This is a genomic window from Cupriavidus consociatus, assembly GCF_017814975.1.
In the GTDB taxonomy this organism is placed as follows: domain Bacteria; phylum Pseudomonadota; class Gammaproteobacteria; order Burkholderiales; family Burkholderiaceae; genus Cupriavidus; species Cupriavidus consociatus.
Genome location: NZ_JAGIQA010000002.1, coordinates 240,928 through 254,360, shown reverse-complemented (window position 1 = coordinate 254,360; position 13,433 = coordinate 240,928). Strand labels below are relative to the sequence as shown.

Below are 13,433 nucleotides of genomic sequence, written 5' to 3'. Positions count from 1 at the left end.
GTATTCCTCAGGCGGTGGCATGGATCAGGTCGACGATCTCTTCGCGGTAGCGGATGAATTCCGGGTCGGACTTGACCTGGCGGGCATCGCCGCACTCGATGAAGCGGCGCGCGAACGGCAGTTCATAGGTATGCGCGATGCGGCCCGGCGACGGTGTCATCACGATCAGCCGCGTCGCCAGGAACAGCGCCTCTTCCACGCTGTGGGTGATGAAGAAGACGATCTTCTGCTCCTTCGCCCACAGCCTGAGGATCAGCGCCTGGATCGACTCGCGCGTCAGCGCGTCGAGCGCGCCCAGCGGTTCGTCCATCAGCATCACCGCCGGATCGCAGGCCAGCGCGCGCGCGATCCCCACACGCTGCTGCATGCCGCCGGAGAGCTGGTAGACGGGCTTGGCCGCCGCCGCTTCCAGCCCAACCGCGGCCAGCTTCTCGCGTGCGATGCGCAAGCGCTCGGCGCGCGGCACGCCGCGCAGGCGCAGGCCCAGCGCCACGTTGTCGGCCACGCTCAGCCACGGCATCAGCGCATGCTTCTGGAACACTACGCCGCGCTCGGCACCGGGCCCGCGCACGGCCTTGCCGTTCAGCCGGATCTCGCCTTCCGAGGGCTCCATGAAGCCGGCGATGCACGACAGCAGCGTCGTCTTGCCGCAGCCCGACGCGCCCAGCGCGACGACGAAATCGCCGCGCTCCATGGTGAGATTGACCTGCGACAGGGCCAGCGTGCGGGCGCCGCCGGTGGCGCCGTAGTTCACGCTGAGGTTATCGATTTCAAGTTTGTTCATGACGATTTCCGCTGCTCTTGCCGTTCCACACACAGCGCGCGTTACCGCAGCGCACGCCTGGCCCATTCCGCATTGACGCCCTTGCCGTAGTCCGGCAGCACCGTCTGGATGGTCCCTTGCTCCTTCAGGAACTGCGCCGCCGATTGCAGCGCGCGCGCCGCGCCGCCACCGAGCCAGCGCTCCGAGACCTGTTCTTCCAGCGTCGGAAAGGCATACAGCGCCATGCTGGCCGGCACCGTCTCGGCCTTGGCGCCGGAGACCTTGGCCACCGCCTTGACCATTGGCGAATCGGCGGTCCATGACCCCTTGTTCTTGCGGTAGTTGTCGTCCGCGGCAGCCAGCACGCGCACCAGCTTGACCATGAATTCCGGGTTTTCCCGCGCGAATTTCTTGTTGGCGATCATCCCGTCGAAGGTCGCCTTGCCGGTATCGGCGGCGATCTGGCCGGAGGTCGTCAGCACCGTGCCCGACTGCTTGAGCTTGGCCAGCACCGGGTCCCAGATAAAGGTCGCGTCGATGTCGCCGCGCTCCCACGCGGCCGCGACCTCGGGCGGACGCATGTTGACGATGCGCACATCCTTGGGGTTGACCTTGGCGCGCTCCAGTGCGACCAGCGTGTGATAGTGCGTGGTCGACACGAACGGCACGCCCACGCGCTTGCCTTTCAGGTCGGCGATGCTGGCGATCTTGCTGCCGTTGCGCGCGACCATGGCCTCGGCCGCGTTGATGTCGTCCAGGATCCAGAACAGCTCCACGTCGAGCCCTTGCGACAGCGCCGAAGCGATCGGCGATGTGCCCGCCTCGCCGATGGCGATCTGGCCCGACGCCATCGCGCGGATCACGTCGCCGCCGCCGCCGAACTGGCGGAAGGACACCTTGTAGCCGGTCTGCTTCTCCAGCTCCTTCATGTCTTGCGCATATCGCCAGGGCACCACCATGTCCTGGTAAGCAATCACTACATCCTTGCTTTGCGCGTGGGCGGCTGGCACCAGTGCTGCTGCCAGGGCGAAATACGTCGCAAGTCGCTTGATCCACCGCATGGTTCTGCTCCTCGAAAGGAAAGGGGTTGAAGGTCTCGGCTTTATAGGTGAGCGCCGATCCGCCGCTATAGGACCAGTTGGCCGGATTCGCTGGAGCCAGCCTCGTTGCGGGGCGGGAAATGGCGACAGGGCGGGCGGAGCGGTGGCAAGGGCAAGCGTCAATCATGGAAATCCTTAGCGGCCCGAAAGTGCGCCCGCACGCATCCAAACTCATCGGATCCGACGACGAGCTTTGCGCCGTGACGGGTCAACAATGTCCGGTCGAGGCAGCGACCCACCCATCCGAGGAGACAGACATGAGCAAGCACCCCTTCGACCTGACAGGAAAAGTGGCCCTGGTGACCGGCGGCAACGGCGGCATCGGGCTGGGCATTGCCGAGGGCCTGGCCGCGGCCGGCGCGGATATCGCCATCTGGGGCACCAACGCGGACAAGAACGCCGCCGCCGCCGACCGGCTGGCGCAGCATGGCCGCCGGGTGCACACCGAGGTGTGCGACGTGGGCGACGAGCAGGCGGTCGATGCCGCGATGCAACGCACGGTGGCGACGCTGGGCCGGATCGACGGCTGCTTCGCCAACGCCGGCATTGGCGGCAACAAGGGGCCGTTCGATGCGATGACGACGGAGGTCTGGCGCAAGACCATGCGCGTCAACCTGGATGGCGCCTTTTTCACGCTGCGCGCCGCGGTGCGGCAGATGCTGGTGCAGGGCGAGGGCGGCGTGCTGTGCAGCACCGCGTCGGTCGCGGCCATCGAAGGCGCGCCGCGCACCGAGCACTATGCCGCCACCAAGGGCGGCGTGATCTCGATGATGCGCGGCCTGGCCGTCGAATATGCGCGCAAGGGCATCCGCGCGCATTCGATCCTGCCGGGCTGGATCAAGACCGAGATGACCGGCGCCGCGCAGGCCAACGATGCCTTCCAGGAGATGGTGCACAAGCGCGTGCCGATGCGCCGCTGGGGCGAGGGCAGCGATTTCGCGGGCATTGCGGTCTACCTGATGAGCCCGGCGTCGGCCTACCACACCGGCGACACCTTCGTCATCGACGGCGGCTATACCCTGTTCTGAGCGCTGTTCCGAGGCGCTCGGCCAACCGGCCAGACGCGGCCGCCGCCGACCACGTAGACGCGTTCGTCCGGCTGCGGCCGCACTGTGGCGTGGCCGGTGAAGGCGCCGAAGGCGGGCAGGATGGCGCCGCGCGGGCCGAACAGGAAGCAGGGCAGGCGCAGGCTGTCGGCGCCGGCGCCACGCAAGCGGCAGGCCGGGTGCAGGTGGCCCGCAATCACGTAGCCCAGTGGGGACGCGCCAGGCAAATGGCATAGCGCGAACGGGCTCGCCACGGCGGGCTCCGTCACCACGCGGATCTGCAGCGAATCGGGCGGGTCGCCGGCACGCGCATCGTGGTTGCCGCGCACCAGCGTGCAGCGTACCTGCGGCGGCAGGCTGCGGCGCCAGCCGTCCAGCGCCGCCAGCACCGCCGGCGTGCGCGCCGCGCGAGCGTGCAGGAAGTCGCCCAGGAAGACCAGTTCCGCGACCGGCAACTGCCGCGTCAGCTGCGTCAGCAGGCCGAGGTTGTCGCCGGTGGTGCCGTGCGGCACCGGCTGCCCCAGCGCGCGGAACGCCGCGGCCTTGCCGAAATGCACGTCGGCCACCATCAGCATGCCCGCCACCGGCCACCAGGCCGCGTGCTCGGGCAACAGCCACAGCGTTTCTCCCGCCACCTGAATGGCGCAAGCGCCATTGGCCTGCAGGGTGCCGGCATCCGGTGTCATAGCAGCGGCAGGGGTCTGGAGGGCTTGCGCGCGCGGCGGGGCTTGCGCGGCGTGCGGGTGGACGGGCCGGCGTGGTCGGCCATGCCGAAGCGCGCGGCCTCGGCCACTGCTTCGGCCTGCATGCCGGCGGCTGCACCGGGCTCGGGGCCCGCCGCCAGTTCCAGCTCGGCGAGCATGCGCGCGATGCGGTCGGCCAGCTTCTCGGTGCTGAGCTTCTCGCGCAGGAATTCCACCACCAGCGGGAACGACAGCGGCGTGGGCCGCTTCAGTTCGTGCAGGTCAAGCCTGAGCGCGGCCAGCCGTTCGAGGGTTGCGGCCAGCCGGTGCGCATCCAGTTCCTGCATCAGCACTTCGCGCTCGGCCTGGCCGAGCAGCAGGTTGCCGGGATCGTGCTTGCGGAAGACTTCGTAGAACAGGCTCGACGACGCCTGCAGCTGCCGCGCGCTCTTGGGCGCGCCCGGGTAGCCCTGGAAAATCAGCCCCGCCACGCGGGCGATCTCGCGGAAGCGCCGCAGCGACAACTCGCCCGCGTTGAGGCTGCCGAGCACGTCGGCGGCCAGGTCGCGCCGGCGCTCCTCGGCCAGCACCTGCGGCAGCCATTGGATCCAGTCCAGCGGCGCCGAGGCCAGCAGTTCCAGCCCGTAGTCGTTGACGGCGACGGAGAACGTCGCCGGCACCTTCTGCCCCAGCCGCCACGCCAGCAGGCTGCCCAGGCCAAGGTGGACCGAGCGGCCGGCGAAGGGATAGAGAAACAGGTGCCAGCCCTCGCGCGAGTGCAGCGACTCGGCCAGCAGGGTCTGGCGCGTGGGCAGCGCCGACCACTGCGCCTGCAAGTCCACCAGCGGCTGGATCAGCGGCAGTTCGGGCGTGATGCGCGGATCGAGCCGGCCCGCGGCGGCGGCTTCGAGCGTGTCGATCACCGCTTCGGCCAGCTCGGTCGACATCGGCATCTTGCCGCCGTTCCAGCGCGGCACCACCGGGCGCCTGCCGGTGGCGCGGCGCACGTAGGCGGTCATCTCCTGCACGCGCACCAGCTCCAGCAGGCGGCCGCCGAACAGGAAGCAGTCGCCCGGCGCCAGCCGCGCGATAAAGCCTTCCTCGACCGAGCCCAGCGAGGCGCCGCCGCTGCCGGCGCGGCTCCAGTAGCGCACCTGCATGGTGGCGTCGCTGACGATGGTGCCCACGCTCATGCGGTGGCGCCGCGCCAGCCCCGCGTCGGGCACGCGCCAGACGCCTTCCTCGTCGGGTATGGCGCGACGGAAGTCGGGATAGGCCGACAGCGTGGCGCCGCCCTGGCGCACGAAGTCCAGGCACCATTGCCATTCGGCGTCAGCCAGCTCACGGTAGGCCCAGGCGCCGCGCACCTCGGCCAGCAGCGCCTCGGGCCGGAAGCCGCCGCCCAGCGCCACCGTCACCAGGTGCTGCACCAGCACGTCGAGCGGCTTGTCGGGCGACTCGCGCGCTTCGATCCGGCCCGCCTGCACCGCGTGCCGCGCGGCCACCGCTTCCACCAGCTCCAGGCTGTGCGTGGGCACCACCGTCACGCGCGAGGCGCGACCCGGCGCATGGCCGGAGCGCCCGGCGCGCTGCAGCAGCCGCGCCACGCCCTTGGGCGACCCCACCTGCAGCACGCGCTCGACCGGCAGGAAGTCGACGCCGAGATCGAGGCTGGAAGTGCAGACCACCGCGCGCAGCTCGCCGTTCTTCAGGCTCAGCTCCACCCACTCGCGCACCGCGCGGTCGAGCGAGCCGTGGTGCAGCGCGATCTGGCCGGCCCAGTCGGGGCGCGCATCGAGCAGCGCCTGGTACCACAGCTCGGCCTGCGAGCGGGTATTGAGAAAGACCAGCGTGGTGCCGCTGTGCCCGAGCTCCTCGACCACGTGCGGCAGCATCGACAGGCCCAGGTGGCCGGCGAACGGAAAGCGGCTGGCATTGCCCGGCAGCAGCGTGTCGATGACGAGCGTCTTGGGCGCGTGGCCGTGCACCAGCACGCGCTGGTCTTGCGGCACGCCGGACAGCAGCACCTCGGCGGCATGCGGCAGGTTGCCGAGCGTGGCCGACAGTCCCCACACCATCAGCGCCGGCTGCCATTGCCGCAGCCGCGCCAGCGCCAGCTGCGCCTGCACGCCGCGCTTGTTGCCGATCAGCTCGTGCCATTCGTCGACCACCACCATGCGCACGCGCCGCAGGGTTTCCTGTGCATCGGCGCGGGTCAGCATCAGCGTCAGGCTTTCCGGCGTGGTCACCAGTGCGGTCGGCAGGCGGCGCTGTTGCGCGGCGCGCTCGGCGCTGCCGGTGTCGCCGGTGCGCAGCGCCACGGTCCAGTCGAGATCGAGTTCCGCCAGCGGCGCCTGCAGCGCGCGCGTGGTGTCGGCGGCGAGCGCGCGCATCGGCGTCAGCCACAGCACCGTCAGGGGCGGCGCCGGTTTCTCGTGCGACGGCGCGGCGCGCGGGGTGCCGAATGCCATCAGCGCGCCCAGCCATGCCGCGTAGGTCTTGCCGGTGCCGGTGGTGGCATGCAGCAGGCCGCTCTGGCCGCGCGCGATGGCGGTCCACACCTCGCGCTGGAACGCGAACGGCTGCCAGCCGCGCACATCGAACAGTGCCTGCAGGCCCTGCGCGACGGTGAGCGGCTCGGCGGCGCCGTCCTCCGCCGGCTTGCGCGCGGCACGCGGCGGAGTCATGCGGCGTCCTCCCGGGGCGGGGTGGCACCGGGCAGCATGGCTTCCAGCGAGGCCAGGGTGTCGGCTTCCTCGATGGGCTTGTCGGTGCGCCAGCGCAGCATGCGCGGGAAGCGCACCGCGATGCCGCTCTTGTGGCGGCCGCTGCGGGCAATGCCCTCGAAGCCGAGTTCGAACACCTGCGTGGGCTCGACGCTGCGCACCGGGCCGAATTTCTCGACGGTGGTGCGGCGGATGATGGCATCGACTGCGCGCATCTCCTGGTCGGTCAGTCCGGAATAGGCCTTGGCGAACGGCACGAGCGTCCGCCCCGGCGTACCCTGCGGCGCGTTCCATACCGCGAAGGTGAAGTCGGTATAGAGGCTGGCGCGGCGGCCATGTCCGCGCTGCGCGTAGATCAGCACCGCATCGACCGAATAGGGGTCGATCTTCCATTTCCACCAGACGCCCACGTCCTTGGTGCGGCCGGCGCCGTAGGCCGCATCCGCCGCCTTCAGCATGAAGCCTTCCACGCCAAGGTCGCGCGAGGCATCGCGCAGCCGCGCGTAGTGCTCCCAGCTGTCGGCGTCGACCAGCGGGCTCAGCTCCAGCGCGGGATGGATGTGGCTGGCGACCACCTGCTCCAGCCGCGCACGGCGCTCCGCCTGCGGCCGGGTGCGCCAGTCCTCGCCCTGCCATTCGAGCAGGTCGTACGCCATCAGGATCGCCGGCGCATCGCGCAGCAGCTTCGCGCTCAGCGTCTTGCGGCCGATGCGCTGCTGCAGCAACGCGAACGGCTGCACGCGGCCGTGCTGCCAGATCACGATCTCGCCGTCGAGCACCGTGCCATCGGGCAGGGCTGCCGCGGCATCGACGATCTCCGGGAAGCGCTCCGTGATCAGTTCCTCGCCGCGTGACCACAGCCAGGTCTGCCCGCCGCGGCACACCAGTTGCGCGCGGATGCCGTCCCATTTCCATTCGACCAGCCAGCCGCCGAGGCCGCCGAGCACGTCGCCGAACTGCTCGACGGGTGCCTGCAGCGGATGCGCGAGGAAGAACGGGTAGGGCTGGCCGCCGGCGCGCAGCTGGCGGTCGTCGTCGCTCTCCGGCGCCAGCAGGGCGAGGAAGCGCGCGGCATCGGGACGCGCCGACAGGTCCGTGTAGCCGACCATGCGCTCGGCCACGCGCTTGGGATCGATGCCCGCCACCTCGCCCAGCGCGCGCGTAACCAGCAGGCGCGACACGCCGACGCGAAAGGCGCCGGTGATCAGCTTGAACAGCACCAGCCGGCCTTGCGCGTCGAGTGGCCGCCACAGCGCGTCGAGGCGCGGCATCAGGTCTTCCGGCGGCAGCCCGCGCAGCGGCAGCAGGCGCTGCTCGACCCATTCGGCCAGGCCGGCGTGGTCGGCGTCCATGGGTTCAGGCAACAGCAGCGCGATGGTTTCGGCGAGGTCGCCCACGGCCTGGTAGCTCTCCTCGAACAGCCAGTCGGGCAGGCCGGCGGCTTCGCGCGCGAGTTCTCGCAGTACCGACACCGGGACGATCTGCCGTGGCTTGCCGCCGGCCAGGAAGTAAACGGCCCACGCCGCGTCCCGCGGCGGCGCGACACGCAGGTAGCCGACCAGCGCGGCCAGCCGGGCCTTGGTCGAGGTGGTGCCGTCGAGCGCGGCGTAGAGGTCGGCGAAGGCTTTCATGGGGCGGCCTGTTCTTCGCTGGCGCCGTTTTCGGCGGCTTTATCGCCGACCCCGTCATCGGCCCCGTCATCGGCCCCATTGTGGACCCCATCCCCCGCTTCAGACGCCTGCGCCTCCACGCGCACCGATTCATCGTCGTCGCCGTACTCGGTCTCGAACGCCTGCGCCTGCCAGCCACGTTCGTTCAGGTAGCGCACCATCACCGGCACATTGCCGTGGGTCACGATGATGCGGCCAGCGCCGGTGGCACTGATTGCCTGCAGCAGCCCCGGCCAGTCGGCGTGGTCGGACAGCGCAAAGCCGCGGTCGACCCCGCGGCGCCGGCGCGTGCCGCGCAACTGCATCCAGCCGCTGGCAAAGGCATCGGACGCATCGCCGAAGCGCCGCAGCCACGCCGAGCGTTGCGCCGATGGCGGCGCCACCACCAGCGCCTGCCGCAGCAGCGGGCTGCGCGGCGGCAGCTCGGACGCCAGCACCATCGGCGGCAGCGCCACGCCGGCGTCGGCGTAGGCGGCGTTGAGCGTGGCCAGCGCGCCATGCACGATCACCGGCCCGGGAAGTCCATCGACGCCGGCGTGGTGCAGCAGGCCATGCAGGATGCGCTGGGCCTTGCCGAAGGTGTAGGCGTAGACCACGCTGGCGCGGCCGGCCTGCGCATTGGCCTGCCACCAGTGGAAGATCTCCGCCATCAGCGTTGCCTGCGACGGCCAGCGGTAGATCGGCAGGCCGAAGGTGCTTTCGGTGATGAAGGTATCGCACGGCACCGGCTCGAACGGGTCGCAGGTTCCGTCCGCCTCCAGCTTGTAGTCGCCGGAGGCCACCCAGACCTGGCCCCCGTATTCCAGCCGCACCTGGGACGAGCCGAGCACGTGTCCGGCCGGATGCAGGCTCAGCGTGACGCCGTGATGGGTGATGCGTTCGCCGTAGGGCAGGGTGTTGAGGTGGATGCCGGGCAGCCGTGCCAGCAGCACGCCGCGGCCGGGATCCGAGCACAGGTAATGCGCATGGCCGAAGCGGGCGTGGTCGGAGTGGGCGTGGGTAATGACCGCGCGCTCGACCGGGCGCCACGGATCGATATAGAAATCGCCGGGCGGGCAATACAACCCTTCAGGCCGGGCGACGACCAGGTCGCCAGGGCGCGCGGGTTCGGACGGGAGCGGCCGGGGGTGGTCCAAGCGTGCCTCCTGATGCACTGCGGCCGGCATGCGGCCGCGATGCTCCCGGGGGTGGGAGACTTGGGCATCATACTGCGGCGGCATGGAGGGTGAGGAGGCGGTGGGGTCCGGTTTGGGTGTCGGTGGGGGTCCGACAAGCGTAAAAATGGTCGTACGCGCTACAGGTCTTTCATCATCGTCACATGACTGTCCGCATAGCCAAGCTTGCCATACAGACTTCGCGCAGCATGGTTATGTCCGAATACATGGAGTCGGATTGTGGATACGCCAAGTGTCCGAACATAGCCTTCAACTGCCAAGAGGGCACTCTTGGCATAACCAAGTCCGCGATAGTCGGGATAAATGTAGATGTCAAACAGGAATGCGGATTTATCTTTTTTTTTGACTTGAAGCCAGATGTCTCCTACGGCATGCGTTGCATATATTGGGCGAATTGACAATAAATGATGATTCGGTGTGTCTGGTCCATGTGGCAAGTACCTGCGGAAAATCTGGCCGGCTTTTGATAATGCCGTAGACATGGTCAGAGTTGAGCATTTCGTCATGTTTTCCGCATAATCGGATACCGAGCGCTGCGAGAATTTCTCAAACTCAGCTTCAGTAAGAGGGGAAAGTTTGATCATCAGGATATTAGGCTTCCGATTCCGCGGATCCCTTTGCTATGGGTGTCTGCAAGTACGCGAACAGGAGTATGCTGGTGATGCTCGACATAATTATCGCCCAACTCAGATTGAGAATGGTATTGTTGCCCATTACGCTGACCAAGGCGCTGATGGTCCCGGCAGCGCAGAACCTTATAGTGCTGCCCGCAGCTGCTGCCGTACCCGCGATCTCGTCGAATAGATTCATCGCTTCGGTGGCAGTCGCGGGACGAACAAATACGGTTCCTGCCGTACAGGCAAGCATCGGCAATAGAACTGTCAGGGCTGCCTCTGCTTCATAGTGCGACATCGCGAGCATGAGGAATCCGGATAGCATCATCAGCAGCAGCCCTAGCTTGATCTGTTGGCGAGTGTCGATTATTTTCGCCGCGTATGATGCCAAATATCCACCTGCTATATAGGCAGTTCCGTAACCCAGTAGCACTAAGGAATAATGATAGTTGTTCATTTTAAGCCCGGCAATGAATATTGTCGGTGACACAATGATGAAGGCCAGGTGGCAGGAAAAGGCTAAAGCCCCAATCACTGAGTAGATCAGGAAAGGTCGGTTTCCAAGTATCCGGAGGTAGGCTCGTCCATAAAACAGCATGCTGCCATGATGAATGTTGGAAGTTTCTTCGAAGCGATAGTGAACCTGAAAGAGTATGATCAAGGAAATGATTGAGAATAGTAAGAAACTACCCTCCCATCCTAAAGCGGATTGAAGAATGGATCCGAGCAAAGGTGAGCAGGAAATAAATATGCCGGACAACGTCGTCGTCAAGATTCTTGTTCTCACGCCTTCTGTTCCCTTGAATGCGTCCTGAACAATGGCCTGGGCTAGAACAAATGAGGCGCATCCGATGGATTGGAGAACCCGAAAAGCAATGAAGACGCCATAGTTATAGGAGAAGATGCAACCCGTCGCTCCGACAAGGGCAAGAAGAATTCCAATCATCAGCAGCTTCTTGCGTCCGAAGCGATCGGATAGCGGACCGACGAACAATTGTGCAATCGAAAAGCCTATGGAGAAGATGCTGATCGAAAGTGCTATATTGTCAATCCCGGTGTGGAAGTGGGTGGCCAACGCGGGAAACGACGGTAGCATGACGTCGAGCGGTACAGCGCTCAATAGAATCAGAAGACTGATAAGAAGCAGTAAGCGATGGTTTTTGGGGGTAGTGTCTGGCAATATAGGTCTCCTGTCGGATCAGCCCGCCGGATCAATAAGACCATGTTTGGCAAAATTGGCTACATATCGCGGCTCGCTGAAGAATGCGCATTCTCGCAGGGCATGTAGCGTTGCACTTGCCCCATTCTTTGCACGCAGACGATTTGCCGTTTCGTTATTTCTTTCCGCCGAAATTGTTTGCGCTACGTTGCTATCAAGACCTAATGCGGCCAGGTCGCGCTCAAGGAGACTCTCGTCTAGGCGAAAGCATTCCTGAATGATTACTGGTAGCTGAGTCGCGCAGAATTCCCGTTCGGGGCGAGTGAGGCGCGGCCAGAGGTACGAGAACATACGGACAAAGCATCGGCTGTGCTTCCATTCGTCTGACAAGTGATCCATAAGCATACTGTGGACCGCAGGTACGAGGGCAGATCGCCCCATTTTGGCGAATTCCTTGGTTATGGCCGTTTCCGAAACAAAGCCAATAAGGAACCATCCGAGCGCCTGTTGTTGAAAGCCCGAAGCCAGCGCCTCAAGGCGCGATATTCGACTGAATTGGCGCGTAGTTTGCGATATTCCGAAAATTTCGGAGACTTGATGTGCCACATCTGCGGACATGACAGCATGATATCCTTCGTCGGTATAAATGCGTAAAGCATCCATACACATGCCATGCGGAACTGCGACCGGTAGGCAATTATGGACGATGTGTTCGACTGATCTATTGACTATCCTATGCTCGAGCAACGTGGTGTACTCTAGAAAGCTAACCAGGTTCCTTGCCAGGAGTTCCTGTACTTGATCTGGCGTGAGATGCGCCAGCAGAGGATGAGACAGAAAAGAAAGGGCGGAGGGAAAGAACCAGTTTCCTGACTTCGGGTCATTCTTATTAGTGGGTTGGCAGTTGTATTTGTAGGGTCTCACCCGGACAGCGGACTGCTTGTCCCACTCAAGCAGATATCCGGTCTCCCCGTCGTAGATGGTCGTCGGTGGGTAGTTTTCAGGTTTCATCTGTGCTGCTCGTTGAGTATTCGGCAAGTACCTGTCGGCTCGCAGCATCGAGGTCTTCGCCGTTGCTATAGCCGGCGCCAACGAAGAGAAGGACCTGCTCACTAAGCGACTTGATATCCAGCAATCTTTCAATGTCGCTGTCCTTGAATGCGGCGGATATCCATGTCTTCAGGCCGCACGCAGTGCTTGTCAGCTGAAACGTTTGAGATAGATGGCCAATGTCCAATAGCGATACGCGATAGGCTCTTGAGTGACCGTATTTCCACCACATTCGATCGAATCTGCTAGCGATGAAAGCGCCGAAAGCTAGCCCGGAGGAAAAATACTGACCCATCAGCACAGCGGGCAGGACATCTGGATCGGGGATTTCGTTAATCAACATGAGGCTGTGGGTGGCAGGGCTATAGTGGTACGTCCCAGGACGTAATCCATCAATGCGAAGGGCCCAAATGTAAACCTCGGTCGAGTTCAAGCCGCCGCCAGATGGGCTACTTCTTCTTTGGCGCAAATATTTTGGAACGTATTTATTGATTCCTTCTTCTCGCTCACTTAGAAATCCGAACGTGGAATATAATATGGTGCTTAGTGTTTCTCGATTCACGCTCTCCTGTCGAAACTCTCTGCAGGTCCGACGCTCAAGCAAGCTTTGCCAGAGCGATTTACTGTCAACGGTCGATAGGTCTGGCGCAGGCAAGGAAATGGTGGGGCATGCGAACTGAGTTCTATAGGGCGGAATTTCGCGATTCAATGTGTCGACGCACAGTGCAGCATGATTCATGGCCCACTGCCGGGCGGTCGTGGGTGTTGAATTTTGTGGAATGTCCTTGGTTCCAACATGAAATATGCGCGCAAGAATATCCCAGCCCCAATCATGCTGTCCGAACACGTGATTAGCGACGATATTATTTCTTTGTAGCTCGCTATCAATCCGCGTGTCCGTTGCGAGGGTGCTGCCGTTGTAAGCAATTTCCAGTAGGCGAGAAGCATAGTCCGGAGCGAGGGCATATTGATGGTGTCTTTCGAAGTCCCATAGCACAACGCCATCTTGTGTAAAAATCAGAAATATATTGGGGTTAATATGCAGGTTCATATCAATTCCCTCCGTCAGGCGCCCCGGCTGGGGCGCCTGAGTTAATTACTTCTTGATGGGTTCGCCAATTTGGGTCCAGTTCGCCATTTTCGCGGATTCGAGCTTGATTTCTTTCATGACGGTGATGCCTCCTACGTGATACCGAGTTGCCGCACCAAAATGTGCGGTATTTGAAAAGTAGGAGGTGAAAGGCCGAACGGCGATACGACGATTCCGATTAGTCGCGTGGAATCGTCCGCCTTTTGAAGGTAGGCGTGTGCGCGCGCCGATATGCGGGCGCATTGAGCGTGGAAAAGCGAGGGCCTAACGGGACGGTGTGTACACGGGCTATTGCTCAAGCGACTCGGGGTTCGCCCGGCGTTTGGCTCGTGAGTTAAACCGAGGTAGGGAAGTGGG

Annotated in this window: 11 protein-coding genes; 1 reads left to right on the top strand and 10 read right to left on the bottom strand. The window is 64.3% G+C overall.

The features are described 5' to 3' along the window. Positions 1–7 precede the first annotated feature (7 nt). Entirely contained in the window at positions 8–784 is a 777-nt protein-coding gene (locus J8I82_RS04315; RefSeq protein ID WP_209754728.1) for a taurine ABC transporter ATP-binding protein, read from the bottom strand. A gap of 41 nt (positions 785–825) precedes the next feature. Beyond that, positions 826–1,824 carry a taurine ABC transporter substrate-binding protein gene (gene tauA / locus J8I82_RS04310; RefSeq protein WP_209754727.1) on the bottom strand — a complete coding sequence of 333 codons (999 nt, stop codon included), beginning with the start codon at positions 1,822–1,824 and terminating at the stop codon, positions 826–828. 296 nt (positions 1,825–2,120) lie between these two features. Between tauA and J8I82_RS04305 the strand changes: the two genes are divergently transcribed. Further along, the gene (locus J8I82_RS04305) at positions 2,121–2,891 is read left to right on the top strand and encodes an SDR family NAD(P)-dependent oxidoreductase (RefSeq protein ID WP_209754725.1); all 771 of its coding nucleotides are present in this window, start codon (positions 2,121–2,123) and stop codon (positions 2,889–2,891) included. On the opposite strand, the gene pdeM is transcribed toward J8I82_RS04305, so the two are convergent. From pdeM to J8I82_RS04265, 8 genes are all read right to left on the bottom strand, one after another. Continuing rightward, positions 2,876–3,595 carry a ligase-associated DNA damage response endonuclease PdeM gene (gene pdeM / locus J8I82_RS04300; RefSeq protein WP_209754723.1) on the bottom strand — a complete coding sequence of 240 codons (720 nt, stop codon included), beginning with the start codon at positions 3,593–3,595 and terminating at the stop codon, positions 2,876–2,878. The two genes, J8I82_RS04305 and pdeM, sit on opposite strands and share 16 nt — an antisense overlap. Further along, positions 3,592–6,279, bottom strand: coding sequence for a ligase-associated DNA damage response DEXH box helicase (locus tag J8I82_RS04295; protein WP_209754721.1), 2,688 nt, complete (start codon positions 6,277–6,279; stop codon positions 3,592–3,594). Before J8I82_RS04295 ends, pdeM begins: the two co-directional genes overlap by 4 nt. Next, the gene (locus J8I82_RS04290; RefSeq protein ID WP_209754719.1) at positions 6,276–7,949 is read right to left on the bottom strand and encodes an ATP-dependent DNA ligase; all 1,674 of its coding nucleotides are present in this window, start codon (positions 7,947–7,949) and stop codon (positions 6,276–6,278) included. The genes J8I82_RS04295 and J8I82_RS04290 overlap by 4 nt, the downstream gene beginning before the upstream one ends. Further along, a complete protein-coding gene (locus J8I82_RS04285) occupies positions 7,946–9,154 on the bottom strand; it encodes a ligase-associated DNA damage response exonuclease (protein WP_245179387.1) in 1,209 nt (402 codons plus the stop codon). Before J8I82_RS04285 ends, J8I82_RS04290 begins: the two co-directional genes overlap by 4 nt. A 128-nt stretch (positions 9,155–9,282) precedes the next feature. Beyond that, positions 9,283–9,747: a GNAT family N-acetyltransferase gene (locus J8I82_RS04280; protein WP_209754716.1), complete on the bottom strand. Its 465-nt coding sequence runs from the start codon at positions 9,745–9,747 to the stop codon at positions 9,283–9,285. 7 nt (positions 9,748–9,754) lie between these two features. Beyond that, positions 9,755–10,957, bottom strand: coding sequence for an MFS transporter (locus tag J8I82_RS04275; protein ID WP_209754714.1), 1,203 nt, complete (start codon positions 10,955–10,957; stop codon positions 9,755–9,757). Between the two features lie 18 nt (positions 10,958–10,975). Continuing rightward, entirely contained in the window at positions 10,976–11,947 is a 972-nt protein-coding gene (locus J8I82_RS04270; RefSeq protein WP_209754712.1) for a diiron oxygenase, read from the bottom strand. Further along, positions 11,937–13,037, bottom strand: coding sequence for a SagB family peptide dehydrogenase (locus J8I82_RS04265; RefSeq protein WP_209754711.1), 1,101 nt, complete (start codon positions 13,035–13,037; stop codon positions 11,937–11,939). The genes J8I82_RS04270 and J8I82_RS04265 overlap by 11 nt, the downstream gene beginning before the upstream one ends. Positions 13,038–13,433 lie beyond the last annotated feature (396 nt).